Annotated in this window: 21 protein-coding genes and 1 pseudogene; 14 read left to right on the top strand and 8 right to left on the bottom strand. The window is 44.6% G+C overall.

The genetic code is table 11. From position 1 onward, the window contains the following. Nucleotides 1–230: 230 nt before the first annotated feature. From O3626_RS07665 to O3626_RS07645, 5 genes are all read left to right on the top strand, one after another. Nucleotides 231–5,630, top strand: coding sequence for a Cna B-type domain-containing protein (locus O3626_RS07665; protein ID WP_371496224.1), 5,400 nt, complete (start codon nucleotides 231–233; stop codon nucleotides 5,628–5,630). A 342-nt stretch (nucleotides 5,631–5,972) separates the two neighbouring features. Next, complete coding sequence (locus tag O3626_RS07660) at nucleotides 5,973–6,575, top strand: hypothetical protein (RefSeq protein WP_021153833.1); 603 nt, start codon at nucleotides 5,973–5,975, stop codon at nucleotides 6,573–6,575. After that, nucleotides 6,575–7,366, top strand: a complete 792-nt coding sequence (locus O3626_RS07655) for an energy-coupling factor transporter transmembrane component T (protein WP_171963570.1) — start codon at nucleotides 6,575–6,577, stop codon at nucleotides 7,364–7,366. The genes O3626_RS07660 and O3626_RS07655 overlap by 1 nt, the downstream gene beginning before the upstream one ends. Continuing rightward, the gene (locus O3626_RS07650; protein WP_371496222.1) at nucleotides 7,342–8,178 is read left to right on the top strand and encodes an ABC transporter ATP-binding protein; all 837 of its coding nucleotides are present in this window, start codon (nucleotides 7,342–7,344) and stop codon (nucleotides 8,176–8,178) included. The genes O3626_RS07655 and O3626_RS07650 overlap by 25 nt, the downstream gene beginning before the upstream one ends. Then, nucleotides 8,165–8,965 carry an energy-coupling factor ABC transporter ATP-binding protein gene (locus O3626_RS07645; protein ID WP_371496220.1) on the top strand — a complete coding sequence of 267 codons (801 nt, stop codon included), beginning with the start codon at nucleotides 8,165–8,167 and terminating at the stop codon, nucleotides 8,963–8,965. The genes O3626_RS07650 and O3626_RS07645 overlap by 14 nt, the downstream gene beginning before the upstream one ends. 224 nt (nucleotides 8,966–9,189) lie before the next feature. Here O3626_RS07645 and O3626_RS07640 read toward each other — a convergent pair whose 3' ends face one another. Next, on the bottom strand, nucleotides 9,190–9,351 hold the full coding sequence (locus tag O3626_RS07640) for a hypothetical protein (RefSeq protein ID WP_173018768.1): 162 nt from the start codon (nucleotides 9,349–9,351) through the stop codon (nucleotides 9,190–9,192). 223 nt (nucleotides 9,352–9,574) lie between these two features. On the opposite strand from O3626_RS07640, the gene O3626_RS07635 reads away from it, so the two are divergent. Next, nucleotides 9,575–10,513: an AEC family transporter gene (locus O3626_RS07635; RefSeq protein WP_049490417.1), complete on the top strand. Its 939-nt coding sequence runs from the start codon at nucleotides 9,575–9,577 to the stop codon at nucleotides 10,511–10,513. Between the two features lie 50 nt (nucleotides 10,514–10,563). On the opposite strand, the gene O3626_RS07630 is transcribed toward O3626_RS07635, so the two are convergent. Genes O3626_RS07630 through O3626_RS07620 form a run of 3 tightly spaced genes read right to left on the bottom strand, consistent with a single transcriptional unit; the run spans nucleotide 10,564 to nucleotide 11,956 of the window. Further along, on the bottom strand, nucleotides 10,564–10,896 hold the full coding sequence (locus tag O3626_RS07630; protein WP_371496217.1) for a glucuronide permease: 333 nt from the start codon (nucleotides 10,894–10,896) through the stop codon (nucleotides 10,564–10,566). 34 nt (nucleotides 10,897–10,930) lie between these two features. Beyond that, nucleotides 10,931–11,401, bottom strand: coding sequence for an HXXEE domain-containing protein (locus O3626_RS07625; protein WP_003008702.1), 471 nt, complete (start codon nucleotides 11,399–11,401; stop codon nucleotides 10,931–10,933). 15 nt (nucleotides 11,402–11,416) lie between these two features. Next, nucleotides 11,417–11,956: a TetR/AcrR family transcriptional regulator gene (locus O3626_RS07620; RefSeq protein WP_223325458.1), complete on the bottom strand. Its 540-nt coding sequence runs from the start codon at nucleotides 11,954–11,956 to the stop codon at nucleotides 11,417–11,419. A 133-nt stretch (nucleotides 11,957–12,089) separates the two neighbouring features. On the opposite strand from O3626_RS07620, the gene O3626_RS07615 reads away from it, so the two are divergent. Next, the gene (locus O3626_RS07615; protein ID WP_070665585.1) at nucleotides 12,090–12,995 is read left to right on the top strand and encodes a cation diffusion facilitator family transporter; all 906 of its coding nucleotides are present in this window, start codon (nucleotides 12,090–12,092) and stop codon (nucleotides 12,993–12,995) included. A 78-nt stretch (nucleotides 12,996–13,073) separates the two neighbouring features. After that, on the top strand, nucleotides 13,074–14,111 hold the full coding sequence (locus tag O3626_RS07610) for a zinc-binding dehydrogenase (RefSeq protein WP_371496215.1): 1,038 nt from the start codon (nucleotides 13,074–13,076) through the stop codon (nucleotides 14,109–14,111). 58 nt (nucleotides 14,112–14,169) lie between these two features. Here the strand turns inward: O3626_RS07610 and O3626_RS07605 are convergent, their stop codons facing one another. The 4 genes from O3626_RS07605 to O3626_RS07590 form a co-directional block, all read right to left on the bottom strand. Continuing rightward, complete coding sequence (locus O3626_RS07605) at nucleotides 14,170–16,884, bottom strand: DEAD/DEAH box helicase family protein (protein WP_371496213.1); 2,715 nt, start codon at nucleotides 16,882–16,884, stop codon at nucleotides 14,170–14,172. Nucleotides 16,885–17,038: 154 nt separating this feature from the next. Next, complete coding sequence (locus tag O3626_RS07600) at nucleotides 17,039–18,463, bottom strand: vWA domain-containing protein (protein ID WP_371496211.1); 1,425 nt, start codon at nucleotides 18,461–18,463, stop codon at nucleotides 17,039–17,041. Between the two features lie 271 nt (nucleotides 18,464–18,734). Next, the gene (locus O3626_RS07595; RefSeq protein ID WP_021153821.1) at nucleotides 18,735–19,544 is read right to left on the bottom strand and encodes a Cof-type HAD-IIB family hydrolase; all 810 of its coding nucleotides are present in this window, start codon (nucleotides 19,542–19,544) and stop codon (nucleotides 18,735–18,737) included. 12 nt (nucleotides 19,545–19,556) lie between these two features. After that, nucleotides 19,557–20,300, bottom strand: a complete 744-nt coding sequence (locus O3626_RS07590) for a DeoR/GlpR family DNA-binding transcription regulator (protein ID WP_021153820.1) — start codon at nucleotides 20,298–20,300, stop codon at nucleotides 19,557–19,559. A gap of 177 nt (nucleotides 20,301–20,477) precedes the next feature. Between O3626_RS07590 and O3626_RS07585 the strand changes: the two genes are divergently transcribed. The 6 genes and pseudogenes from O3626_RS07585 to O3626_RS07560 all read left to right on the top strand — a co-directional run bounded on the left by O3626_RS07585 (nucleotide 20,478) and on the right by O3626_RS07560 (nucleotide 26,722). Beyond that, nucleotides 20,478–21,047 carry a sugar O-acetyltransferase gene (locus tag O3626_RS07585; protein WP_295334814.1) on the top strand — a complete coding sequence of 190 codons (570 nt, stop codon included), beginning with the start codon at nucleotides 20,478–20,480 and terminating at the stop codon, nucleotides 21,045–21,047. Further along, nucleotides 21,044–21,808, top strand: coding sequence for a nucleoside phosphorylase (locus O3626_RS07580; protein ID WP_371496209.1), 765 nt, complete (start codon nucleotides 21,044–21,046; stop codon nucleotides 21,806–21,808). Before O3626_RS07585 ends, O3626_RS07580 begins: the two co-directional genes overlap by 4 nt. A 31-nt stretch (nucleotides 21,809–21,839) precedes the next feature. Next, on the top strand, nucleotides 21,840–23,222 hold the full coding sequence (locus O3626_RS07575) for a TrkH family potassium uptake protein (RefSeq protein WP_371496207.1): 1,383 nt from the start codon (nucleotides 21,840–21,842) through the stop codon (nucleotides 23,220–23,222). Nucleotides 23,223–23,231: 9 nt separating this feature from the next. Then, a complete protein-coding gene (locus O3626_RS07570) occupies nucleotides 23,232–23,897 on the top strand; it encodes a TrkA family potassium uptake protein (protein WP_371496205.1) in 666 nt (221 codons plus the stop codon). Nucleotides 23,898–24,253: 356 nt separating this feature from the next. Continuing rightward, nucleotides 24,254–24,346, top strand: a pseudogene (locus O3626_RS07565) (CPBP family intramembrane glutamate endopeptidase); the annotation flags it as partial. 144 nt (nucleotides 24,347–24,490) lie between these two features. Then, nucleotides 24,491–26,722 (top strand): TIM-barrel domain-containing protein, encoded by a 2,232-nt coding sequence (locus O3626_RS07560; RefSeq protein WP_371496203.1) that lies wholly within the window; start codon nucleotides 24,491–24,493, stop codon nucleotides 26,720–26,722. The last annotated feature ends 6 nt before the right edge of the window (nucleotides 26,723–26,728 follow it).

Raw genomic sequence — 26,728 nt, 5'->3', positions numbered from 1 at the left:
TTAGGTCTGCTCCACCTCATTTATAGATGTTTCATTTGATTGCCCTTGGATAGAAGAAAGGGGAAATCATTACCAGATAGTGACTTATAATATAGACATTAGTGCAAACAATGTCTATATTATTAACTATTTATTATTTAATTTGAAAAGCAATAGATATTCTAAAAAATAATTGATAAAATTAAAGGGAGGGCCTTTTTGGAAGGCTAACAAAAGTAAGGAGATAAAACATGAAAAAGCTTAGTTCATTATGGAAAACCTTTTTCAAAAAAGGTTTTGCCATTTTAACGATTCTCATGATGCTAGGCCAGATTGGTCAAGGGGCTGTAACTGCCTATGCCAACCAGCTAGCAGTTGGAGATAACGGGGCCTTGGATGTTACCCTCTTGTATGGGGACAAACAAGACCATCCAGGTGGCATGTCCTATTTTACAGGGGATACCATGTCTGGCTATATCCAGATTACCCCTAAAAATTTGACAACCGACATTAACGATGTCGCGATTACTTTGAAAGTACCAGGCAAGTACCTCAGAGAAGTCAGCATTCCAGACTTTAATAGTGCCTCAGAGCATGATAAACCAACGGTAACAAAGGTTGGTGATGATTATCAAGTCACCCTTCACTTTAGCAATTACCAAAAATCAGAAGTGTTGACCTTGCCTTTTATCGGGAGGTTTACAATCGGGTATCCACCGACGAATTACTCGCTAGATATCACAGGAACATTGAACATCAATGGGCAAGAAACAGCGCTCAATGATATCATTTGGAAGCCTAAGTATAACGATTATCGTTTCACCAAGTACATCAACCAAAACTTGAACGAAGCCATGTCTAAGGACTATGCGGAAGCAATGCCAGGTATTGTCAAAGGTGCAGATGGAAAGAACTATATTGAAACACCAACTTCTGTCCCATTTGCCTTCCAATTGGACGGAATGCATGGTCAATACGGTGGTCAATACCGTCAGTTAGAATCAGCAACGATCACTGATAAGTTACCAACCTATACAGATAAGGGTGGGAAGACTCGCACAGCTGTTCTCGATACAGCCAAGTCTGAAGGCTGGGTAGACAATGGAGATGGAACTGTTTCGAAGACGTTCAAGGCGGATGCAAACGACAATCCAGCAGCTTATCACCAAGAATTTATGACCAAAATCAAGGATACAAGTTACCTCTACTTGAAATTCCCTGATTTGGTCTTAGAAAAAGACCAAACCCTCAAGGACGTTCTTAGTAAGGATTTGACCAATACTGGTAGCATCGTAGGAATTCCTGCCAACCGTGGAGAGGGAGAACCAGATATTACTGCGGAAGATTCCCTTATTTTCCGTTTGACTTCACGTGACCTTGAAGGAGCCGGAAGCTTTGCCAAACGGGCTGAAGGGGATGTTTATGATTCAACAGACTACAAGGCTGCTAATTACAAGTGGATTCTAAAATTTCATAATAACACCCCTTCACCTCAGAAGAATTTTGTTTTTTACGATGAGACTGTGGACCCTCGCTTGAAGTTTACCAGGATCGATTATAGTCGCCTGATGGAAGGAAACTATGGGATTGGGAAACAAATCCATACCATTGTCAAACGAATCATCCTGACTATGGAAGATGGTAGTACGAAAGAAATTCAGTCAGAAGCAGATAAAGACGGGAACGGTCTAATTGATTTGACCAAGTATGGAACCGTTGTGGGCTGGCGGATGGAAATGAAGGATGATTTTGTCCTTCAATCTGGTCAGGGAATTACCCTCAATAGCTATACAAGCTTCAAGGATCCTGAAAAGACGCGTTACGATGAAACGGATGCGACCAAAAATGTTTACAAGAACACAGGCCGTGTGACCTATAAAACACAGTCAAATGTTGCCAAAGATCAGTCAGCAGATTGGACTTTCAAGCTGATCCCTATGAAGGAAAGCTTTGAAATTGCAAAAACGACTGATTACAATGATGTTCGCTATACTGATGGACAAAATATTCGTTTTGGTTTGATGGTAACCAAAGTAGTTTTAGATCCTGATAAGAATTATGGAGACCTACGGATTATTGATCTTTATGATCCGAATACCCTTAAAGTCGATTTTAAAGATTTTGAGAGAAACCTTGCCTCTAGTGAAAAAGGTATGAAATTCCTTAAGAGCTACGAGGTCATTGAAAATTACCACAATTCAGGTCGAACCGCTATTGTGATGCATTTGGACCAAAAAGAGTTTATTAAAGCTTCTCTTATGGATCTTAATCGTGTGCGTTTACCGTTTATCGTGGCCGATTTAAAAGGAAAAGATGACGGTGGGACCTTCACCAATAAAGTATATGTCGCAGGAGACGGAATCCACGATCTTGAAAATGCCAACCCTGACCGAGTTACCGAAGATGTGTATGACCTAAACGGGAATGGTTCAACAACGGATAAGATTCCTTATGCTCAATCAAACTATACAATTGTCGCAGCAGAAGGGATTTATGCCCGCAAATACATCGCTAAAAATGATGATCTATCCGATGCATCTACTGTTACTCGTACCTTCAAACCTGGTGAAACCTTTAACTACAAGATCACCATTAAAAACAATACAGACAAGCCAGTCGAAGACGGAGTTGTTTACGATGCTCTACCAAAAGTACACGATGTCAATACCCTAGATGGGTCAAATCGTTTGACGGAATATACGGTTAGCCTCCGTGGACCTATAGCTGCCCCTGAAGGTTGGACAGTCTACTACACGACAGATCCTAGTGTCACAAGTGACACCATGGAGCAGGCTGCAGATAAGGATATCTGGACGACAGCTGTAGCAGATTACAGTCAAGTGACGGGTATCAAGTTTGTGGCGGATAAAGGAACGACGATCCCAGCCCGTAGCGAAGCAAACTTTGGTGTCCCAGTTGTTAACCCAACGGAGTTGACCAAAGACGTCAAAGACTTGATGCAAAAACGCACCAAAGATAATGAAGACAACGGTGGACGTTCAGGAGTGGTCCAAGCCCATAACCAATTTGGATACAAGGCCAAAGGCCACGAAGGAAACCGTGAGTCCAATACCGTAACTGCACAAATTTTCTCAGCAGCTTTCCAAGTCAAGAAAGTGGATAAGGACAATCCAAAGAAAGTCCTTGAAGGTGCTACATTCACCTTAACAGATGCAAATGGAGCTGTTGTTGCGACGGCAACTTCTGATAAGAATGGAGAACTTTCATTCAGTACCTTGACAGAAGGAACCTATACGCTCAAAGAAACACAGGCACCTGCAAATTACAAGTTGGATGAAACAGAACATGCAGTGGTTGTGACCTATGATGCAGACAAGCAAATCTACCACGTCACGGTGGATGGAAAAGCTGTCGGCTCAAAAGCTCTTCCTCTAGAAATCGCGAATGAAGCAGATATCAAGTATATCGATCTTGAAGCTTCAAAAGTTTGGGATGACCAAGACAACCAAGAAGGGCTTCGCCCAGAAAGTGTCGAATTCCAACTCTATAAGAATGGAAAAGCGCAAGGAAAACCAGTCACGGTCTCAGCTGCAACAGACTGGAAAGCTCACTTTACGAACCTTCCAGATAAAGACAGCAATGGCAAGCTCAATACCTATACGGTCAAAGAAGTGAAAGTACCGACTCATTATACGGTTGATACAGAAGAAGCCAGCTTCACTGATGGAAAAGCAACCATTACCAATAAACGCACTCCTGAGACCACGACAGTTACCGTCAAGAAAGTCTGGGATGATGCCGATAACCAAGACGGTCTTCGACCTACAACTATCAAAGTTCACCTCTTGGCAAATGGAACAGAGGTGCAAGCTCTTGATCTGACTGGTGAAGGAGATGAATGGACGCATACCTTCTCAGATCTACCAGTCTATAAAGATGGTCAAAAAGTTGTCTACACAGTGACAGAAGACAAGGTGGATAATTACACCACTAAGATTGATGGAACAACGATCACCAATAGCTACAAACCTGGTAAGACAAGCCTCACCGTTACCAAAAACTGGGAAGATGCCAATAACCAAGATGGCCTCCGTCCAAAAACGATTAAGGTTCAATTGTATGCTGGGGATGAAAAAGTTGGTCAAGCTGTTGAATTGTCAGCAGATAACAAATGGACCCATACCTTCTCAAACCTAGACGAGAAGAAAGCTGGCCAAGTTATCAACTATACCGTCAAAGAAATCGATGTCCCAGAAGGCTACACACAAGCCGTCGAAGCTACGAACCCAGGTCAAGTAGTCGTGACCAATACGCACGAACCAGAAAAGACCAAAGTAGAAGTGAGCAAGAAATGGGAAGATGGAGACGACCAAGATGGTCTCCGTCCAGCCAGCATTCAAGTTCAATTGTACAAAGATGGCCTTCCAACAGACCAAGTATTAGAACTTTCAGCCGCGAATGACTGGAAAGGTGCATTTGAAAACCTTGATGCCAAGGCAGCTGGAAAAGCAATTGCATATACAGTCAAAGAAGTAACTGTCCCAGATGGTTACAAAGTAACGGTAAATGATAAGGACAAGGCTAATGTTGTCTTGACCAACACGCATGAACCAGCTCTTACAGAGATGAAAGTCACTAAGAAGTGGGATGATGCCAATGACCAAGATGGCCTCCGTCCAAAATCCATCAAGGTTCAATTGTATGCAAATGATGAAAAAGTAGGAGATCCGGTTCAATTGTCAGCGGACAATCAATGGACCCATACCTTTAGCAAATTAGCTGAAAAGAAAGCTGGTCAAGCGATCAGCTACCGTGTGGAAGAAGTAGATCTTCCAAAAGGCTACCAAGTCACTGCTGATACTTCTGATCCTGCTCACACGATCTTGACCAATACGCATACGCCAGATGTGATCGATATTCCAGTGACTAAGATCTGGAATGACCAAGACAATCAAGATGGTCTACGCCCAGCAAGTATCGTGGTAAATCTTCTAGCCAATGGTGAAAAAGTTGCCCAAAAAGAACTCACCAATGCGACAGATTGGAAAGAGAACTTCACAGGTCTTCCAAAATTCAAGGATGGTAAAGAAATCGTCTATACAATTCAAGAAGAGAAAGTAGCTGAATATACAACTGCGATCGATCAAACTGCTTATACCATTACCAACACCCATGCACCTGGTAAGACAAGCATCACTGTTACCAAGAAGTGGGATGATGAGAATGACAAGGATGGTCTTCGTCCGAAGAACATTCACGTTCAGCTCTATGCCAATGATCAAAGAGTTGGCCAAGAAATAGAATTATCAGCTGAAAACAAGTGGACCCATACCTTTGCAGATTTGGATGAAAAAGCAAATGGAAACACAATCACTTATACAGTGAGAGAAGTCAGTGTTCCAAAGGGCTATGAAGCTCGTAATGACGAGGATGGTAAAGGAAATGTGGTGATTACAAACAAGCATGTTCCAAAAGAAACTCCGAAACAACCAACTCCGCCAAGTTCATCTGAACCAAAGAAACCGAGTCAACCCGAACCTAAAAAACCAAGCCAACCAGAGCCGAAGAAACCAGGCAAAATCTTAGGATTCTTACCAAATACGGGTACGACGATCTCTATCATTAGTCTTGTCTTAGCCTTTGTCTTGGCAAGTATCGCTGCTTATATTTTGAAGAAAAAGAAAAAATAAGCTAGTCTAAAATGAAGCAAACACCAGAAATGGTGTTTGTTTTTGTTCTTCTGGCCTTAAATGATCGGATGATGGGGGGACAACCCTTTCAATTAGGGTTAGGGGAGTAGTTGAAACCCATTTTCCGAACATTTTCAAGAAAATTTTAAAAAATCCTTGACATTTTAGGGAAAGGGAGTATGATTAATTGTGAACTGTTGAACAAGTGTTTTCAAGGAGAGGATCCGATGTCGACTAAGGTGATTCTGCTAGAATGAAGGCAGTTCAACCATAAAAATCTATAGAGCGTTGCGTCCGAAAGTCTAAACAGACACGGCTCTTTAAAAACAAAAGGAGAAGATTATGAAAACAGAACCGATTCATCGTACCAGTATGTGGAAATTTAAGTTAAGTGCTGCCACCATGACTTTGATTCCCGCTGCCGTGGGGATTAACTATGTTGCTAAAGCCTTGGCGGAGGGGTTAAAGTTGCCCGTTTGGCTGGGGTCTTTGGGAACCTTTCTTGCCAGCATGTTGGCTGGGCCGGTTGCCGGTGCCATCAGTGGTTTCATCAACAATGTGATCTATGGGCTGACCTTATCGCCAATTTCAACCGTGTATGCGATTACCAGCATCGGAATTGGGATTGCTGTCGGAGTTTTGCACGCCAATGGGTGGTTCTCGTCAGCGCGACGAGTATTTGTTTCTGCTATTATTATTGCCATCGTTTCAGCTGTCATTTCAACGCCACTCAACGTCATCTTTTGGGGTGGTCAGACCGGTATCGCTTGGGGTGACTCATTGTTTGCGGTAATGGTCGCCAATCATGCACCAGTGTGGCTAGCCTCATTTACCGATGAGTTTGTCTTGGATATTTTGGATAAAGTCTGCGTGGCCTACCTAGCATTCTTCATCTATCGTCAGCTGCCGAAGCGGATGGTGCACTTCTTTAGCGGTGATAAATGATGACTGATCAAACATTGATTTCTGGAGCGCCACGGGTCAAGCTCAAGTGGTACCAGGTGATCGATCCGATTACTAAGCTCTTGTTCATCTTGGACATGACGTTGTTGAGCTTTGCCAGTATGAATTTATTACTTCAGGCCGGATTAATTCTTGTCGCAACACTGCTATTGTTATTTTCCAAATTGAGTTCTACCATCTTTAAGGCGCTGGGATTCAGTCTGTTTCTGATTTGCACTATGCTGATCATCCAAGGGTTATTTTACAGTCGGAATCAAACTGTGCTGTTTTCTGTGCTTGGGGTGTCGTTCTACAAAGAAGGCCTGATTTACGCCACCACTCTGGGTTGTCGAGTATTGGTGATTATTTTGACCAGTGGCTTTTTTATGGTGACCACGAGTATTTCAGAAAACGCGGCCTATTTGGAACTGTCCGGATTGTCTTATAAAACCGTCTACGTTCTGATGTCGGTCTGTTATATTTTGCCGGAAATGATGCGCAATATGCGGAAAATCCAGCAGGCACAAAAAGTTCGCGGAACCAATCCGCAAAAAACGTTGATTCAGAAATTAAAGTCAGTCCTGCCGGTTCTAATTCCATTGGTGATTAAGACCTTGGATCAATCGATGGCGCGGTCGATTTCTCTCCAACTGAGAGGTTTTGATAATCCCAACCGGACTGTCAGAACCTCCCAGCGCGTGTATCGCCTGTCGCGGACGCTGCACATTGGTCTGACTGGATTGGCAATTTTATTGATTGGGTGGAAGATATGGACGAAGATAAACGGATTGTAATTGAAAATTTGACCACCCGTTATCCGGGTACTGAGCAACCACAACTGCGTCAGATTAACGCGGAGGTTCATACTGGCCAGGTGGTTGGGATTATCGGGAATAGCCACTCCGGCAAATCGACTTTGTGCCGTGTGCTGGCAGGGGTCATTCCCAAAATGGTGTCTGCTGAGATTGAGGGCGACTGGCACATGTTTGGCCAGCGAGTGTCCGACAATTGGCCCGTTTATAATGCCATGAATGGAGTTGTACTGCAAAATCCAGCTGGCCAACTAAGCGGGTTGGCAGACACGGTTGCCGATGAAATTGCCTTTGACTTGATTAATCAGGGAATGGCTGAAGGACTGATTCAAAAACGGGTTGAAGAAGTTGCCACGCAAATGGGGCTGATTGAACAGCTGAATTTGCGTCCCGAGAGCCTTTCTGGTGGTCAGATCCAGCGGTTGGCAATTGCCACGGCGATTGTGGCTAATCCGGCTGTTTTGATTATGGATGATCCGACCAGTCAGATGGATCCCCTTGGCCGCCGGCAATTTTTCCAATGGCTGGCCCAAGTCAAAGAGACGACTGTCTTCATTGTCACCAGTGAAATTGACGATTTGTGCGAAGTCGCCGACGTTGTGTGGGTGCTGCACGAGGGTCAAATGGTAGCCCAGGGCAGGCCGGGTGAGGTGTTTAATCATTTGGAAGCTGACTGGCAGATTCCAGCCCCAACAATCCAGCAACTTGCTCAAAAAATGGATTGGCACTTGGCTGATGGCCGGTATCCGGTGAATGACGCTGAACTGAAGGAGGTTTTTTATGTCCACAATTGAACTGAACCACCTGACGTTCACTTATCCGGAACGGTCCTTTAGCTTGGATGTTGAAGACAAACACTTCGCCGATCCGATGGTGGCGATTGTCGGCCAAAATGGTGCCGGTAAATCAACGCTCTTCAAATTGTTGACGGGCTTGCTGACACCACAAACCGGTGTGATTAAGATCGATGGAGAAAATTTTAATGATCTTAAACCAGTCGAAAAGTTACTGAAGGTTGGGATTACTTTTCAGAATCCTGACGATCAGCTTTTCAACCCGACCGTTCAACGAGAGGTGGAGTGGAGTGTCGCGCAGGTCATGGATGACCACGACACGATTACGAGGCGGGCTTTAGCGGCTCTAAAAAGAGTTGGCTTGGATGATAAAACAGCTGAAAGTCCATATGACCTGTCATTGTCGGAACGCAAGCTGTTGAGCGTTGCCACAGTTTTGGCAGTGGATCCGGCGATTTATTTATTTGATGAGCCGATGATGTCGCTTGATTGGGAAAGCCGGCGCAAGTTGACCGCAATTTTCCATCAGTTGGCTGATTCGGGCCACCAAGTTGTGACCATCACCCATGACATGGATTGGGTCGCCGCCGAGTTTGAGTCGGTGTATGTTATGGAACACGGGAAGTTTGGCTTCGCCGGCAGTCCACGGGAATTATTCAGCGATCACGAACTTGTCCAGCGAGTGGGATTACTACCACCGCGGATTATGGACATAGCGAAGTCGCTGGGTGATTCACAGACATATTTATCGGTTAATGATTATTGCCAGAAAAATCGAGATGTATAGAAAAAGTCACCTCTGCGGGTTTTCCAGGTTGAAGGATTAACTTCAGCTTCTGGCAAGAACTCACATGGGTGACTTTTGTATTTAATAACGTTTCATGATCATCGGGTGCTTCCTCAGATCACTCGGTTTGGTTTTACTTTATTTCATGGTCATAATCATATACCATTTCTTTTGGATCTTTTGTTTGACTAATACAAAATAGGTCTTCATAGGTCTTCGCATTTTTAGCGCCCATTAGGATCATCAGTATAATTTTCTGAATTAGGAGACTGTCCCATCACTATTCGAACTTTGTCTCCCAACTTACGCTGTTCCCATTCATCCGTGAATCCTTTAAATCGCAATTCTGGAACTTTCTTTTTAACTGAATCATCTATTTTCGCCATAGTCCCCACCATTTTATTGGTTTTTCTTGATTTACTTTATCAACAGTCTCGTTGGTTGGTACCAATGGAGTAAGGCAGCTAAGAAGGGGTATTAGTGACAATTAATAAAATGCATGAGGTTGGGCAATGTTGCCCCACCTCTTTTTATGATATACTAGAGTAGTTTTTGAGACTTGTAAAAAATGTTTTTTTAGTTCAAATTTAAAAAAGAAAAGGGGAGAACATGGACATCTTTTTGAAGAGCATATCAGGGATCCTGGTCATCCTGGGCATGATTTTAGTGGGCTTTGTCATTGGTGAAAAAGGCTGGTTCGATGACAAGTCGCGTGGCCTACTCGCTAAACTGGTCACTCAAGTCGCTCTTCCCTGCTATATGCTCTACACCATCACACAGCGTTTCACAGCAGCTGACCTTCTAAAAATGTTGCCAGCCTTGCGGTTTCCTGCCCTGTCTATGGTTATTTTGCTTGGCATCGCGACAGGAGTAGCCAGGATCTTTGCAGTGAGACAGGACCGTCGTGGCCTCTTTATTTCCATGTTTTTTAACTCCAATACCATCTTCGTGGGGCTTCCTATTAACCAAGCCCTCTTTGGAGATGCCAGTATTCCCTATGTTTTGATCTATTACATGTGTAATACGACCTTTTTCTGGACTTTGGGGACCTATCTGATTCAGCGGGATGGTGAGGGAGAAGCTCAGTTTGATCTCAAAACGAGTCTGAAAAAAGTCTTTTCTCCGCCTCTGATGGGCTTTCTCTTGGGACTAGTCTTGGTGATGCTGCAGATCAAGTTGCCAGCCTTTCTGGCTAGTGATTTGCAGTATCTGGGCAATTTAACGACCCCCTTGTCCATGATATTCATCGGTTTATCAGTATCTCATGTAGGTGTGAAGCAGTTGGTTCTTGGAAAAGAGCAACTATTGATTCTACTAGGTCGTTTCCTGGTTGCTCCTCTCTTGATGGCTTCCATCGTTTACTGGATGCCTCTTCCAAACTTGATGAAGCAAGTCTTTATCATCCAGTCCGCTATGCCTGTGATGACCAATGCGCCAGTTGTTGCCAGACTCTACGGAGCTGATAGTGATTATGCAGCAGTCATGGTGACAGAGACGACCCTTGCAACCATGGTGGTGATCCCTATTCTCATGCTGTTGATGGCTTGATCAATAGAAAATACAAAAGCTCAAGTTTTTTCTTAAAACTTGAGCTTTTCTTATAACAAGGCTAACAAGATGGTAAGGACTAGAGCGATGCACATCCGAATCAGGTGATGAACTGGGTGGAAGTTTCCTTTGTGTTTCCCATTCCAATAGGCCCCGTAGCAAATCAAACCACAACCAATCAGCCAAAGAACTAGAGTGATAATCGGTAAAAAGAAGTAGAGGGTGAGAGATAAGGTCGCAAGACTACTTCCGATGAGGAGAAATGTATTTCCTAGAGTGTGATTTCCTTTTTTAACTTCAGAAAGAGAAGCCAATAAGTGAAGAAGAGCAAAAGCAAGGGCAAAGAAGGCTGTCAAAAAGCCGAGAAGAATGGGGAAGAACATACGGTTTCCTTTCTAAGATATGATTGCCTGAGTACTATTTTTTATGACTGATTTTATGAAGAATCATAAATGATACTACAAGATTTAAAATAATAACCAATAAGGTAAAAAGAGAGTAACCATAAAGTGTAATTGGAATTTCATTTTTGAGGGAAATGATAGAAAAGTAACTTGTTAAAATGCCCGTTAACAACCCAGGCACATATTTTCGTATAACGATTGTTTGAATCAGATGTCCGAATACATGGTAGATATAAGCGATTATGATGCTTGCGTAAATGCTATAGTTATTAAACTGGTAACTAAGATATAGAGACGTCATTAGGATGAGAAATTGCTCCAAGACAATAAAGTTGAAAGCAAAAGGAGTGTAATAAGTTAGGATTCGATTGTTTGGATACTGGATTGATATTTTTTTGACAAAGGATGGCATCCAAACGATTTCTTCCAGTTCGTGAAGCATGAAGAGTGATGGAAATAGAAAGTAAAATTGCACGCTGGTCATTGAAAATACTCCCTTCTAGTTCGAGCCCACTTTTAAAATCTCCAAATAAAATTGGATCACTTCTTGTTCGGTGTAGGACTTGCCTTTTTTCAACCACCAGCTGAGGGTTTCGATGAAATGGCTGACGACCAAGTGTTTGAGGTAAGAGTGAGGGAGAGTTGGATGGGCCTTGATGAGTTCGTCGGCAACCATTGGGTAGACATCGTGTTCTAGTTCTTTTCGCAGTTGCCGGATAAAATAATCGTTTTTAGAGAGCAAGAGACTGGTCACATGATCTTGATTTTTCTTGAAATGCTGAAAGATATGAGCCAGATAGTCTTGTGGTGAGAGGTGTTCAGCACGCTCAAAGAGATGGTGAAAGAGTTTTTGACAGAGTTCATCTAGCAATAATTCCTTGCTCTCGTAATGGCTGTAAAAGGTCGAGCGCCCCACATCAGCAAGGTCTATAATTTCCTGAACGGTGATGGCCTCGTAGTCTTTTTGGTTGAGTAAGTGTAAGAAAGCTTGATAGATAGCTTTTCGAGTTTTGGTGATGCGACGATCCTGAGTATTCATATGGACAATTTGAACAAATTGTTCAGTAACGTACACCCTAAACAGTTTGCTCCTATCCTTTCTGTTGATAGTAGTGGATAATAGATAATGAACATGATGTTCATGAATCTATTATATCAGAGGATTAAGGATTATGAAGACAAAACATGCGGTCTGGATCGCTTTTTTCTTGAATTTGAGTTATGCCATTGTTGAGTTTATTGCAGGAGGGATTTTTGGATCCAGTGCAGTCCTTGCGGATTCGGTCCATGACTTGGGGGATGCAATCGCTATTGGGATCTCCGCCTTTTTGGAGAGTATTTCCAATCGTGAAGAAGACAGCCACTATACCTTGGGCTACAAGCGCTTTAGCCTTTTAGGGGCCATGGTAACAGCTGTGATTCTCATGACAGGGTCTGTTCTGGTCATTTTGGAAAATATAACGAAATTGGTTCACCCACAACCTGTCAACGATGAGGGCATCCTCTGGCTTGGAATCATAGCCGTCAGCATCAATGTGCTAGCGAGTCTCGTCATTCGCAAGGGGCAAACCAAGAACGAATCCATTCTCAGCCTGCACTTTCTGGAAGATACCTTAGGTTGGGTGGCTGTCATCTTAATGGCCATTGTTCTCCGATTTACCGACTGGTATATCCTGGATCCGCTCTTATCTCTTGCCATTTCCATCTTTATTCTGTCAAAAGCCATTCCACGTTTTTGGAGCACGCTCAGGATTTTCCTGGATGCCGTGCCAGAAGGAGTAGATATCCAGCAAGTCAAGAGTGATTTGGAACAGTTGGACCATGTGGCTAGTATCAATCAGCTTAATCTCTGGACCATGGATGGGCTGGAAAAGAACGCCATTGTCCATGTTTGTCTAGAGCATGTCAACCACATGGAGGTTTGTAAAGAAGCGATTCGTACCTTGCTCAAAGATTGTGGCTTTCAAAACGTCACCATTGAGGTAGATGAAGACTTGGCAACCCACCGAGCTCACAAGAGAAATATCGAAGACCTGGAAACTGATCAAGGTCATGGGCATGATCATCACCACCATTAATGACGACTTGGTATGAGCAGAAGCTCGATAAAAAGTGTATACTATAGATAAGTAAGCAATAGAAAGTAGGTCGTCCCTATGAAGAAAACAGTCTATACAGAAGCTGGGCAAGTGGGCCTTGTAGAAGTGGAACGTCCACAGATCGAAGCGCCAGATGATGTCATTCTCCGTATCGTTCGCACCTGTGTCTGTGGATCCGATCTATGGAGCTACCGTAATCCAGATATTGAAGCGGGGCACCAAAATAGTGGCCACGAAGCCATTGGGATTGTCGAAGAAATCGGTGAGGCCATTACAACGGTCAAACCGGGAGATTTTGTCATCGCACCTTTCACCCATGGCTGTGGAGAGTGTGATGCCTGTCGTGCTGGCTACGATGGGACTTGTGACCGTCATATCGGCACCAACTGGTCTGATGGAGTGCAAGCGGAGTACATCCGTTTCCACTTTGCTAATTGGGCCCTTGTCAAGATTCCAGGTCAACCATCTGATTATACAGAAGCTATGCTCAAATCCTTCTTGACGCTGGCTGATGTCATGCCGACGGGCTACCATGCAGCGCGTGTAGCAGACGTGAAGCCTGCTGACAAAGTAGTGGTCATCGGGGACGGTGCCGTTGGTCAATGTGCAGTGATCGCAGCCAAAATGCGGGGAGCATCACAAATCGTCCTTATGAGCCGTCACCAAGACCGTCAACAGATGGCCTTGGAGTCAGGCGCGACAGCAGTTGTCGCTGAGCGTGGTGAAGAAGGCATTGCCAAGGTTCGTGAAATCCTCGGAGGTGGAGCAGATGCAGCTCTTGAATGTGTCGGTACCGCAGCAGCTGTCGATCAAGCCCTTGGGGTCCTTCACAATGGTGGACGTTTAGGTTTTGTCGGTGTGCCTCATTACAAGAACCGTGCTCTAGGTTCGACCTTTGCCCAAAATATTTCTGTGGCAGGTGGAGCAGCCTCTGTCACCACCTATGACAAGCAGTTCTTGCTCAAGGCCGTTCTGGATGGCGATATCAATCCAGGACGTGTCTTCACTCATAGCTATAGCTTGGATGAGATTGATCAAGCTTATAAAGATATGGATGAACGCAAGACTATTAAGGCTATGATTGTGATTGAGTAACGAAAAAGTCTAGTAGAAATGAATCTACTAGACTTTTCTTTTATTGTGAAATAAATTTTTACTTCAAATCCGACATCACTTGTTTCTTGGTGAAGGTGCGCTCTTGTTTATTAGCTAAGGCCTTAATGCGCGCATCAAGGAGAATAGCGCGACCTTCGGCACTTCGGGTATAGACGAGGTCATACTTACCTAGGCTCTTTCGGATTTGCTCCACAAAGGCTTGGGCATCCTCTTTCCGTTTGTCAAAGAGGCTTGGTACAGCGAAATATTCTGTTTGATCGGATACCTTTTCCTGTGCTTTCAGGATATAACGCTGATTTTCAATCGGTGCGAAAAACTCGATCATGGTTTGCGAGAAGACTTCTTTCTCTCGCATGGTTCCGCCCTTCATATAGATCAGCGTGTTGATGGCATCCTTCTTATCTCGGACCACTTGGATACGGGTCTCCTGGGTCTGGATCTGGCCAGAAAGGAGTAAAGCTTGGTGAATGGCCTGGCCAAAGACCTCTAGACGTTTATAAGGACTCTTATAGAGGTAGTAGCGGAGCCAAGCAAGGAGTGCGAGAACAGCTAAGACGAATAGAAGAATAAGAGAAGCTGTATTCCATCCACCTCTATGTGAATAGTAAATCAGGTTGGCGAAAGAATCGGTCAAAGTAGCAGCCGTCAGCCAACGAGCTAGCTTTCTAGCATCAAAAAATAGGGCCAGGGGCAGGAAGTGTTTATCCACTTGGACCTCGTTTGCAATCTCTATATTCTCCAGAATCGGAAGAGCTTTTTGCCAGCCATCCCGAAGTTCTTGACGATGAGTGGAGCGCTCCAAGGTATCTTCATTTAGTTTTTGTAACTGTTTTTTAGTATAGCGGATATTGTCAAAGGCTAGACGTTCGATACCGGATTCGATGAAGGGCTCCTTGTAATGGAGACCTAAAAATTGCTTCATCCGTCTTTCTAAGAGCTCCAGATCAGGACTGTATTCTTTCAACTGATCAGTGAGGGCTTCGATCTCTTCCTTTTCAAGATCGGACTTTTCATACCATTTCTTTAGGGAAAGATTGATGGAGACCAGGTGCCAGATGTTACTGGTCTTGTCTGGATCCTCAGGCCACACTCGGATGGCACGACCTCGCATTTGGTTGCTGAGCATAAAGCTGCCGACAAAGCTCGCTAGGATCAGGGAATTGACGCAGGGAGCATCCCAGCCTTCTCCTAGAAGAGACTTGGTTCCAATAACAACCTGGATGAGGCCCTCTTGAAAGAGCTGGGTCACAGCTGTCACCAAATCATGTTGAGAACCGACCAAACGAACCTTGAGAAAGTCATCAGGAGATAATTGGCCAACACTTTGATAAGTCAGTCTATTCCCTCCTAGCAGCTCCTCTAGTCTTGGCTTAGCGATCGTAGGGATGATGACAATGCTACCGGTCAATACAGCGATGGCAGGAGGAGTTGCTTGCTCTATGCTTTCCCTGCGAATGGATTCGAAATAAGAGAGCACTCCCAATTGAGTAAATTGGGCGTCTTTATCTCCGAGATGAACTTCGAAATCTTGACGAATATAGTCTGTTAGGACCAGTTGGCGCAGTCGGCTTCCAAGAGCCTGGTATTCGGCCTTGAAAATCTCTCGAACCGCATTGAGTTTTCCGAGGGATTGGTTGAGTAGAAGGTCTTGTTTTTTGTTGCGGACTAGTTTAACTTGTTTTCGATCGATCAAGCTGGCTGCTTTTAATTCATGAAGCAGTTGCTTCTCGTATTCCTCAGGTAGATTGTACCATTGAGGCACCTGAAAGAGCAGACCTTGCAGGAGAATTTCAAGCCAGTCCAGGGTGAAAGCAGGTAGTTTCTTGGCTCCTAAAAGGTCCTGGAAACGTTTGGGAAATTCAATTCCCTTGCTTCGAAGAAAGATCAGGGTAGCAGAGAGATACTTAGGCTCATTGAGCAATTCATCATTGCTGATCTGACCCGATAAGGCCTGGCAGGTTTGAAGGTGTTGGCAAAAGAGGGGATCGGAAGTCAGTTGCTGCAAGAGAGCATTCTTTTGTTGGCTAAAAGCATCCAATTGCTCTTGCTCTTCCTTGGTTGGAAAGGCAAAGTAAACATAGTCTTGATGGGGACAAAGGGTGTCTTCTTTGACCAATTCGGGGACGGTGATTTCCTCATCGATCTCACCACACATGCGGATATAGCGATCCCAAAGGGCAGGATCCCCTTCATAGGGAGGGGTAGCAGTAAGGGAGATCATCTTTAAGTCAGGGAAGGCTTGACGAAAGGCTTCCAAACTCTTCCACCACTCATTACGCAGGTGATGACACTCATCCAAACAAAGGGTTCCGAGTGAGATGGCTTGGAAAGTAGTAAAGATATCAAAGCCTTTGAAATCAAATGTTTCAATCTCTGCCTGGTCATCGGTATCCTCAGCTTGTGATTGACCGACGACTTGGTTCATGGCGCTGTGTAGGGCCTGATAGGTAGCCACTGTAATCAGCTTAGGATGTTTGAGGTCCTGAGAGATCAATTGTTCCGCTTGGCTTTCATCTTTCAAGAATGCTTGGATAATCCGGTCCACCCATTGTTGACGAATGGTGACCGTAGGAGCCAAGATTAGGGTTGGTTGACCAAAGCGTCTGATAAATTCGATTCCCAGGGTTGTTTTTCCCGATCCAGGAGCTGCTACCAAATGCAGGTGGCCATCCGCCATAAAAGCGTCACTCTTATCGAGAACGCGTTTTTGATAGTGTCTCCATTGGCCTGTAAAGGCTAGTTCTTGTAACATTGGTTTCCTCCCTTGTACTGTCCCCATTATATCATAGCGGAGGACAAGAATCTTTTGGTAGAAGCTGAAGATTTCTACTTTCTAATGAGAATGGCAAACAGGAATCATTCGGACAGAGCGAAAAAGCCCAATCTACAGATTAGGCTTGTTAACGTTAGTCTTTCTTTGTTTTACGAGAGAGACCAAAGGCAGCACCCATGCTAAGAAGACCAAGGCCAAGAGTCGTCAAAGCAATGGAGTTTTTGCTTCCTGTATTTGGAAGGCTTGCTTCTTTTTGAGGAAGAGCTGCTGGTGCGATATAGACTTCTGTTTTCACAGGCTCGTTTTTAGCTGGTGTGAAGACTGTCGGTTTCGCAGGTGTTACAACAGCCGGTTTTTGAGGAGTAGGAGTCGGTGTTGCAGGCGTTTGGATGCTAGGTGTTTGTGGTTTTGCTTTCGCCACGCGATGAGTTTTTGAAATCAACTCATACTTGTCTGTTTGTACCTTAAAGACACGACCTTTTTGGACAGTTTCAACCACTTTATTGGCAAATTGAACGTTCAACAAGTCAGCAAAGTTTTTGTCAATATCTAGGTAGAGACCATTTGTCCCATTGACCAATGGAGCAAAGTCTTTTTTAATATATGTATATGTTTTACCAACTACGGTCAAAGAGATACCTGCATCTTGAAGGGCCTTCAGTGTTGCTTCTTTGGTTGGTGTATCTTTTGTAAGATCAATGTCTTCGTCTGTGATCAAGAAAGCAAAGCGATGATTGTTTGCTCCAGTCCCCCAGTTATAATCCGCTGAAGTAGCGATATGGTGCAATGGAACAGTAGCATTTTCATAACCACCGTAGGTTTTGATTGCTTTTAAAGCAGAAATAAAGCTTTCTGGATCTGTTGTGAATTTTGATCCATTAAAATCATGGTAGTTGGTATGCTTTGAGTCTTCATAATCAACCAATCCCAAGCGTGCTTGGATATTTTTTGCAGATAAATTACGGACGAATGTCTCAACATTTTTCATCGTATCATTGATGTGAGAATCCATCGAACTTGATTTATCAATGACAAAGACGATGTCGGATGTTCCTTGGACTTCTTTTTTATTGACCACATCGGCTTCTTTTGTGACTTCGACTACAGTTGTTTTGTTGACGGTTTCTGTAGTTGTCTCAGTGTAGTCAGCTGTTTCTTTGGTTGATGTAGCTGTCTTGGTAGAAGAGACTGGTTTTGAAGTGCCAACAGGTGTGTCTTGATCGGCTAAGCTAGTGGTTTTGATGGTTGCTGTTGAAGTAGTGGTTGTATCCGCACCATCTGTTTTAGTAGCTGGGCCAGTTTTTTTGACGTCCACAGCGATGACATCACCGGTTTTTGCTTTATCAGCAGGAACAACTGGTGTATTTGCTTTAGCGTTGATTTCTTCTGTTGCAGCCGTGATAGGTGATTTTGTTGCTGTAGTAGCTGCAGGAGCAGCTTGGGTTGTGCTAGGTGCAACGTCATCAGCAGAAGCGATAGTCGTTCCTGTGAAGACCGTTCCTAAAACAACGGAAGCTAATGTTAAAGTTTGTTTACGTGAAATAGTATATTTTTTCAAAATACGTCCCCTTTTTAATAAACTTTTTTCTATCATACAGGTTTTTCACAAAGTTGTCAACGGTATAATAATCAAGGGTTTTGTTGGTTTTTATATCCCTAATTATTAATAAAAAACCAAACTAGAGAAATATGCATAAAATAGGTTTAATATACAAATTATATAAAAAGAAATAGGATTCCTACAAATTTGCAGGAATCCTTATTTTATCGGCATTTCTACTATATTTTTTATCCGTAAAAAATACTAGCTAGTCACTTTATTTATGTTTCTAAATCAACACATAGGTTTCAACTGCTTGCCCAGCCCCGTTTTCATTGTTGGTCTTTGTCACGACAGTCGCTCCCTCTTTCACTTCTTGTGGAGCGTTGCCCATAGCGACTCCGATGCCTGCTTTTTTGAGCATAGGAAGGTCGTTGAAGTTGTCTCCCATGGTGAGGACTTCTTCTAAGTTCAAGTGGTAGTAGTTGGCGAGCTCAATCAGAGCATCTTCTTTGGAAACGTTCTTAGCTGTGACTTCTAGGTAGTTGGCTTTGGAGAGATAAAAGGCGGTAGAAGGGAAGTCGTCAGCAGAAATAGTGCGATAGAGAGCTTGGATCTCTTCTGGCTCTCCAATTAAGAGCAATTTGTGGAGGGGCTTTGTCGCATCCAGCAAAGGATCCAATAGGGGAAGAATGAGAGGTTTTTCTCCTGTAATCCGGGCCTCCTCTTGACTCCATTGGTCAAGGCGGTCGGTCATCCAGTCTTTTCCACTATAGAGGTTGATCGAAACCTGAGGAAAGTGTGCTTTGGCCCAGTCGATAAAGTTCCGGGCCTCCGTCTTGTCCAAAGGATGCTCGAAAAGCACCTGCTCTCCCTTTTGGATCAAGGCACCATTGTAGCAAGCCATGGGGCAGTCTTCTATACCGAGTTCTCTGGCAATGGGAGCCATCCCTTTTGGAGAGCGAGCAGAGGCCAGTACGAAAGGAATGGTTTCGCGTTTTAAATCCGGGATCAATGCTGCCAACTGTGGATCGATCTGATGGTGGTCATTTAAGATGGTACCATCGATATCGCTGATGATGAGACGAATGTAAGACATAATGAGGACCTCCTAATAGAGAATAGTGGTTTCACTGCCGATTTGTTTAAGGATGTCAGGACTTGGTTTTTGATCAGTAATCCAATAGTCAAATTGTTGGAAACGAGCGAGATAGTAGTTGGCATGTTGGTGGAACTTGGCACATTCTGCTACCAGCACCTTGGTACGAGTCCGTTCAAAAACGAGAGACTTGACTGCAACGTCTTCAGCATCCTCAAAGGTGACTTCGCCATTGGTTAAGCTACTCGCTCCAAAAAAAGCAAGATCAAAGCGAAGATTGTCCAGTATGTGTGCTTGATTCGCGTCATAGTAGAAGCGGTTTTTAGGGTAGAATTTACCGCCTAAGAGATGAACGTCAACCTGGGAATGGCCACTGAGCTGGATGGCATTGTCAAGAGAATGTGAATAGACCGTGACTTCCTTATTCAGCATGCCAGCAAGCAGGGTCATCGATGTGGAAACATCGAGAAAGATCATTTGTCCATCTTGGATCAATTGCAGGGCCTTTTGAGCCATGGCAGTCTTTTCCTTGTTGGCTTTCTGACTGCGGTCTAGGTAAGAAGGGCCGGGTTCTTTGTTTAAGGGGAGAAGTCCACCATGGGTCCTACGGACAAGCTGGCGTTGGCTCAGAAGGGCAAAGTCTCTGCGGATAGTATCTTTTGAGACCTTGAAATAATCGACCATTTCTTTAGCGGATAGCTGTTTTTTCTCTTCTAAAAGTTCTAGGATTTTTTCGAGCCGTTGTTCCTGGTACATGAATTCGCTCCTTATTGCTGTTCTTGTCTTTATTGTACATCATTTTGTAAGCGATTGCAAGTTTTCTTGAGCGTATTTAAGTATTTATGATCTTTTTCTTAGAAAACCTTATTACTGACGTTTGTTTTAAAGGGGGAATTCTGCTATAATATGTCAAACTAACGTGGAGGTTTCCTTATGGCCAGTGAATATGAAAAAATGATTGCAGGTGACTATTATAGACCTGCGGACCCTGAATTACGGGCTTTAGCCAAAGCTTCTCGGGAGAAGCAGGAAGCCTTTAATCAAGAGGTGGACCCTAAAAAAGGAGCGGCCATCATCAAAGAGTGGTTTGGCTCTACTGGCGACAAACTCTATCTCAATCGTCAGGTTCTTGTGGATTACGGCGTCAACATCCATTTGGGAGAGCATTTCTATGCCAATTACAATTTGACCATGTTGGATATTTGTCCCATTACGATTGGAAAGAATGCCATGATTGGTCCTAATTGCCAATTTTTGACCCCCTTACACCCGCTGGATCCAGATGAGCGCAACTCGGGTCTTGAGTACGGAGCTCCGATTACGATAGGAGACAATTTCTGGGCAGGAGGAGGGGTCACCATCCTTCCTGGTGTCACGCTGGGTGATAATGTGGTCGCTGGCGCTGGGGCAGTCGTAACCAAGTCTTTTGGAGACAATGTGGTCCTTGCAGGAAACCCAGCCCGTGTCATCAAAGAAATACCCATTAAAAAGGAGAAGGGATGATCCAAAAACATGAAATTCCTATTTTAGAGTTTGATGACAACCCGCAGGCAGTCATTATGCCGACCCATGAGGGGTTAGACCTGCACCTGCCTGAAAAATGCGTTTATGCTTTCTTAGGGGATGAGATTGACCGCTTTTCCAAAACTGTTGGAGCTGAGCAAGTGGCTACCTTTGTCTCAGCTACCAAGGCTTATCCAGTCTATGTTCTGAAGCATCAAGGGGAGGAAGTCTGCTTGGCACAAGCGCCAGTTGGATCTGCAGCTACTGCCCAATTCATGGATTGGTTGATTGGCTATGGGGTGAAGAAGATCATTTCCTCGGGTAGCTGTGGCGTCTTGGTAGATATAGAAGAAAATGCCTTTTTGATCCCGACCAAGGCCTTGCGAGATGAGGGAGCTAGTTACCATTATGTAGCGCCTTCTCGTTATATCGAAGTGGACAGTCGTGCACTGACCGCCATTGAAACAGTTCTAAAACAGCAGGCCATTCCTTATCAAGAGGTCATGACCTGGTCGACGGACGGTTTTTATAGAGAAACACCTGACAAGGTGGCCTATCGCATTGAAGAAGGGTGTCGTGTTGTGGAGATGGAGTGTGCCTCACTTGCAGCAGTCGCCCAGCTTCGTGATGCAGTTTGGGGCTTGCTCCTATTTACCGCAGATTCTCTTGCAGACCTAGAAAATTATGACCAGCGTGACTGGGGGGCTGAAGCTTTTGAGAAGGCCCTAGAATTGTGCCTAGAGATGGTTCATCACTTGTAGGTCTTTTCACTTTTTATGATACAATGAAGCTATGTTAGTCAAATTATTTTTTAAACAATGGCAGGCCAAAATTAAAAGCCTGTCTCCGGCAAGGCGAATCTTTCTCAGCTTTGCCTTGGTTATCCTGGTGGGCTCGCTCTTATTGAGTCTGCCTTTTGTCCAGCAAGCGAGCTCAAAAGCAGGCTATATCGACCACCTCTTTACAGCGGTCTCCATGGTCTGTGTGACGGGGCTCTTTACCCAGTCGGTGGCTTCGACCTATAATGGTTTGGGGCAATTGATCTGTATGCTCTTGATCCAGATCGGAGGCCTAGGGATCTTGACCTTTATCGGTCTCTTCTTTATGGAAGGTCGCCAAAAACTTAGTTACAAGGACCGGCAGACCATTCGGGACAGTTTTAGTTTTAGCAATAACCAGAGCTTGGCCCGTTTTGTCCGCTCCATCTTTATTACCACCTTTACCATCGAAGGGGTGGGGGCCTTGCTCCTCATGACCCGCTTTATCCCTCGCTTTGGCTGGGGGCATGGGATCTTTAACTCCATCTTTGTTGCGGTCTCGGCCTTTTGTAATGCGGGCTTTGATAATTTTGGAGGTGATAGTATGATGAGCTTCCAGACCGATTGGTTGGTCAATCTGACCTTGTCTGCCCTTATTATTACTGGGGGCTTGGGCTTCATGGTCTGGTTTGACCTAGCCACCAAGGCCCGCAATCAATCAGGACGGCGGACTCTTCGCTTCCATACCAAGGTGGTTCTCTGGTTAACAGCTGCGATCCTTCTCTTTGGGACAGTGACTAGTCTTTTGACCGAGTTTACTAATCCAGCAACGATTGGGTCCCTTCCATTAGGAGAGAAGATCTTGGTCAGCTTCTTCCAAACTGTCAGTATGCGGACAGCTGGTTTTGCTTCGCTAGATTATACAGCAGTCCGGCCAGTAACGCTCTTTATCTATCTCTTACAGATGTTCCTAGGAGGAGCACCAGGCGGGACAGCAGGGGGGATGAAGATCACCACCTTCTTGGTGCTGATTCTCTTAGCGCGCAAAGAGTTGCTCGGCTTGCCACATACCAACCTGGGTAAGCGCACCATCGCACCAGACTTGGTCCAACGCTCTTTGGGGACGGCAGTAATTTTCCAGTTGACTTTTCTCCTTGGACTCTTTGGTCTTTGTCTCGTGACTCCGGATGGTCAACGCTTTTTGTACCTGGTCTTTGAGGCAGTATCGGCTCTAGCGACAGTAGGCGTGACAGCCAATGTGACCTCGACCTTAAATGGAGCAGGGCTGGGGATCATCATGGTGCTCATGTTTATCGGTCGGATCGGCCCCTTGACCCTCATGGTCAGTTTGAAAAATTACAAAGCTAAGAAGGCAGATGCCTTGCAATATGCTAAAGCAGACATCATTATCGGATAGGAGAGACTTATGGTGAATCGAACCATTGGAATATTAGGATTAGGAATTTTTGGACAGAGTGTCCTGAAAACTCTGCAGGACCAGGATGTGGATATTGTTGCAATTGATGATCACGAAGATGTGATTAATCAGTATGAATCTATGATTACAACTGGAATTGTTGGAGACATTACGGAGTTGGACCTCTTGGATGCAGCAGATATTGGGAACTGTGACACAGTCGTGATCGCGACGGGTGAAAACCTGGAGTCCAGTGTGCTGGCTGTCATGCATTGTAAGGCGCTTGGAGTCGAGCATGTCATTGCCAAGGTCAAAAATGAAGTGACCAAAGAAATTCTGGAAAAGATTGGGGCTGATTTGGTCATCCTGCCAGAGGTAGAAGCAGGCATGTCCCTCGCTAAAATGGTTCTTTTCCAACACCGGATTGAAGTTTTCCAGTTGGATGAAGAAGTGGTAGTAGTCGAGTTTACGGTTCCATCCAGCTGGGTAGGAAAAAGTCTTCAGGACTTGGCTGTCAGAGAGGAGTACCATCTCAACATTATTGGTTATCGAGATGCGGAAGATCAACCGCTTCATATTCAGATTGCTCCCGACTTTATCTGGCCAGAAGGGGTGCGCGTGATGGCGGTGACAGACAACCAGTATCTGGATAGAATCCAAGACTTGTTAGACTAATCGTGTAATTGAGAGTGGGACAGAAATCGGTAATTCATTAGAATTCGATTTCGTCGTCCCACCTCCGCACAGTTGAGTAGGGCTGTAAAAGCTGATGAAATCAGCGTAGTAGAGCCCACTCAACCACTGCGTTTTGCTCAACAATCCAAAAACAATTAAGAGGCTAGGACTTTTGTCCTAGCCTCAGAATGTTGATCACCTATTTTTTAACTAAAATAGGTGAAATGGTTCTGCAGAAATATGATTTTTAATTTTTACTCCGCAGACGCCCTCTGTATCTTAATTTAGTCATGGAACTTCCTGGATTGCTGAAATCATCCACTGGATAATTTCACCTAACGTCCGTCCTCAAGGTCGTCAAGAATCTCTTGCCATTTTTCCTCATGCATGCCTTGGCAGATATGTTTGGTTCGAGTCTCATGTATCTCTTGATCCGTTGGGGAAGTTGATCTTATAAAATTTTAGGAAAGGCTCTGTCAGGTGTTGACAGGCCTTTTTTTGAGTGCTATAGTATAACCGTAAACGCTTACACAGCGAGGCGAAGCAGATAAAAAGCGGGCAGTCAGATGCCCATAAAAGCGGAGGAACGACAAATGGCAGGATCAGTGATACAGGGAGAGAACTACCGAATCTCCGTATTAACGGAATCTTTGGTGCGCTTGGAATACTCAGAGGATGGTGTTTTTGAGGATGGTCAGACGCAAGTTGTGCAAAATCGTGATTTTGGACCTGTAGCCTGTGAGGTCGTAGAGACAGAAGAGGTCCTCGATCTGCATACGGAGAATCTCCACCTTCATTTTGAAAAGGGACCTTTTACACCGGATCGACTTTTTATCGAGCTCAAGGGTCAGTATGCAGTCTATGGTAGCCGGTGGCACTATGGAGATCAGCCTGAGACCTTGAAGGGGACCAGTCGGACGCTTGACGAGGTCGATGGAGCTATGGAGTTGGAAGATGGGATCTTGAGCAAGGCCGGTTATGCTCTTTTGGATGATTCCAGTTCCTACTTGTATGATGTCGAAAGCGGATTTAGAGCACGGCCATGTCCAGAAGTGGATCTGTATTTCTTCGGTTATGGGCGCGATTATCTAGGGGCCTTGAAAGATTTTTACCATCTGACGGGACAACCACCCCTCTTGCCACGTTATGCTCTGGGAAACTGGTGGAGTCGGTATTGGCCTTATACCAGTCAGGAGTACACAGATTTGATGGATCGTTTCAAGGCTGAAGGGGTGCCTTTGGCTGTCAGTGTGATCGATATGGACTGGCACAAGACAGCAATTCCTGCTCGCTTTGGAAGTGGTTGGACGGGCTATAGTTGGAACCGGGACTTGATTCCTGATCCTGCTGCCTTCTTACATGGTCTTCATGAGCGTGGTTTAAAGGTGACCTTAAATGTCCATCCAGCAGATGGCATTCGCGCCTTCGAAGATGCTTACCCTATGGTCGCAAAACGCTTGGGATTAGATGCGAAAAAAGAAGAAGCGGCTAGCTTTGACTTTTACAGTCCAGCCTTTCGCGAAGCCTATTTCGAAGATGTCCACCATCCCTTGGAAGATCAAGGAGTGGACTTTTGGTGGATTGATTGGCAGCAAGGTAGTCATGGCAAGATGGATCCCCTTTGGTTGTTAAATCACTATCATTATCTAGACAATTGTCGAAAAGGCCAAGCTGGTCTCATCTTATCGCGTTATGGGGGTCCTGGCAGCCACCGGTATCCGATCGGTTTTTCAGGGGATACCATTGTGACTTGGGAATCCCTAGCCTTTCAACCCTATTTTACCAGCACAGCTTCAAATATCGGTTATACGTGGTGGAGTCACGATATTGGTGGCCATATGCGGGGTTACTATGATGAAGACTTGGCTCTTCGCTGGTTGCAATTTGGGGTCTTTAGCCCGATCAATCGTCTCCATAGTTCTTGTAATGCCTTTAACAGCAAGGAACCGTGGTTTTACTCGCCTGAGACCTGTCGCTGGATGAAGCAGTATTTGCGCCTGCGTCACAGCTTACTGCCTTATCTTTACACCATGAATGTGGCGACGCATGAAGAAGGGCTACCTTTGGTTCAACCCCTCTATTACCACTATCCAAATGAAGAAGAGGCTTATGAAGCGAAGAATCAATATTTCTTTGGTAGTGAACTCATGGTGGCACCAATTACCGAAGCGCTGGATCCTGTCTTTCATAGTGCTTCTGTGAGCGTTTGGTTCCCAGACGGCGTTTGGTACGATTTCTTCCATGATTGGAAGTATGAAGGAAGAGGCAAGCTTACGGTCTTTAGGACCAGCCAGGATATTCCGGTCTTTGCACGTGCAGGAGCCATCATCCCTATGGATGCACAACCACAGACAGGAGTAGACCTTCCAGAAATGCTGGACTGGCATCTCTTCCCAGGTGACAATCGTTCCTTCGTACTCGTCGAAGGAGAAGGAGCTAGCAAGGTTGAAACCCGCCTAACAGTCGATTGGGATGAAAAAAAGATTAGGATGGATCTGTCAGGTGATCTAGCCTTGCTTCCTGAAAAGAGACAGCACCGTTTCTTGCTCCATACCTTTGAGACAGCCCCTATTTTAGTGGACAATCAAAGTCAGGAAATTGCGATGGGTGAGCTGCAATCGCATCCGATTGCTAAAGAAGATCGGATGTTTGAACTCTTGAAATCTGCCAACCTGGCCTACGATAGGAAAAATGAATTATTTGCGGCTTGTTCAAGAGCGAAGGATTGGAAACAGTTGATGAAGGTCATCACACCTTTGGAGGAAGGCTTGCGCCAACGTCTCTTTGAAGTGATTTATTCCAGTGAAGAGGGAGAAGACTTGTAAACTCTT

Source organism: Streptococcus sp. 20925_1_77 (assembly GCF_041432125.1).
GTDB lineage: Bacteria > Bacillota > Bacilli > Lactobacillales > Streptococcaceae > Streptococcus.
This window is presented reverse-complemented; position numbering and strand designations above follow the sequence as displayed.

What these genes read in the sequence shown, in the direction of transcription:
- O3626_RS07620 (WP_223325458.1), bottom strand. Translation starts at nt 11,956, where the DNA reads ATGAATACTCAGGATCGTCGCATCACCAAAACTCGAAAAGCTATCTAT.
- O3626_RS07655 (WP_171963570.1), top strand. Translation starts at nt 6,575, where the DNA reads ATGACTGATCAAACATTGATTTCTGGAGCGCCACGGGTCAAGCTCAAG.
- O3626_RS07660 (WP_021153833.1), top strand. Translation starts at nt 5,973, where the DNA reads ATGAAAACAGAACCGATTCATCGTACCAGTATGTGGAAATTTAAGTTA.
- O3626_RS07635 (WP_049490417.1), top strand. Translation starts at nt 9,575, where the DNA reads ATGGACATCTTTTTGAAGAGCATATCAGGGATCCTGGTCATCCTGGGC.
- O3626_RS07665 (WP_371496224.1), top strand. Translation starts at nt 231, where the DNA reads ATGAAAAAGCTTAGTTCATTATGGAAAACCTTTTTCAAAAAAGGTTTT.
- O3626_RS07560 (WP_371496203.1), top strand. Translation starts at nt 24,491, where the DNA reads ATGGCAGGATCAGTGATACAGGGAGAGAACTACCGAATCTCCGTATTA.
- O3626_RS07575 (WP_371496207.1), top strand. Translation starts at nt 21,840, where the DNA reads ATGTTAGTCAAATTATTTTTTAAACAATGGCAGGCCAAAATTAAAAGC.
- O3626_RS07645 (WP_371496220.1), top strand. Translation starts at nt 8,165, where the DNA reads ATGTCCACAATTGAACTGAACCACCTGACGTTCACTTATCCGGAACGG.
- O3626_RS07630 (WP_371496217.1), bottom strand. Translation starts at nt 10,896, where the DNA reads ATGTTCTTCCCCATTCTTCTCGGCTTTTTGACAGCCTTCTTTGCCCTT.
- O3626_RS07640 (WP_173018768.1), bottom strand. Translation starts at nt 9,351, where the DNA reads ATGGCGAAAATAGATGATTCAGTTAAAAAGAAAGTTCCAGAATTGCGA.
- O3626_RS07595 (WP_021153821.1), bottom strand. Translation starts at nt 19,544, where the DNA reads ATGTCTTACATTCGTCTCATCATCAGCGATATCGATGGTACCATCTTA.
- O3626_RS07585 (WP_295334814.1), top strand. Translation starts at nt 20,478, where the DNA reads ATGGCCAGTGAATATGAAAAAATGATTGCAGGTGACTATTATAGACCT.
- O3626_RS07605 (WP_371496213.1), bottom strand. Translation starts at nt 16,884, where the DNA reads ATGTTACAAGAACTAGCCTTTACAGGCCAATGGAGACACTATCAAAAA.
- O3626_RS07610 (WP_371496215.1), top strand. Translation starts at nt 13,074, where the DNA reads ATGAAGAAAACAGTCTATACAGAAGCTGGGCAAGTGGGCCTTGTAGAA.
- O3626_RS07570 (WP_371496205.1), top strand. Translation starts at nt 23,232, where the DNA reads ATGGTGAATCGAACCATTGGAATATTAGGATTAGGAATTTTTGGACAG.
- O3626_RS07625 (WP_003008702.1), bottom strand. Translation starts at nt 11,401, where the DNA reads ATGACCAGCGTGCAATTTTACTTTCTATTTCCATCACTCTTCATGCTT.
- O3626_RS07615 (WP_070665585.1), top strand. Translation starts at nt 12,090, where the DNA reads ATGAAGACAAAACATGCGGTCTGGATCGCTTTTTTCTTGAATTTGAGT.
- O3626_RS07650 (WP_371496222.1), top strand. Translation starts at nt 7,342, where the DNA reads ATGGACGAAGATAAACGGATTGTAATTGAAAATTTGACCACCCGTTAT.
- O3626_RS07590 (WP_021153820.1), bottom strand. Translation starts at nt 20,300, where the DNA reads ATGTACCAGGAACAACGGCTCGAAAAAATCCTAGAACTTTTAGAAGAG.
- O3626_RS07580 (WP_371496209.1), top strand. Translation starts at nt 21,044, where the DNA reads ATGATCCAAAAACATGAAATTCCTATTTTAGAGTTTGATGACAACCCG.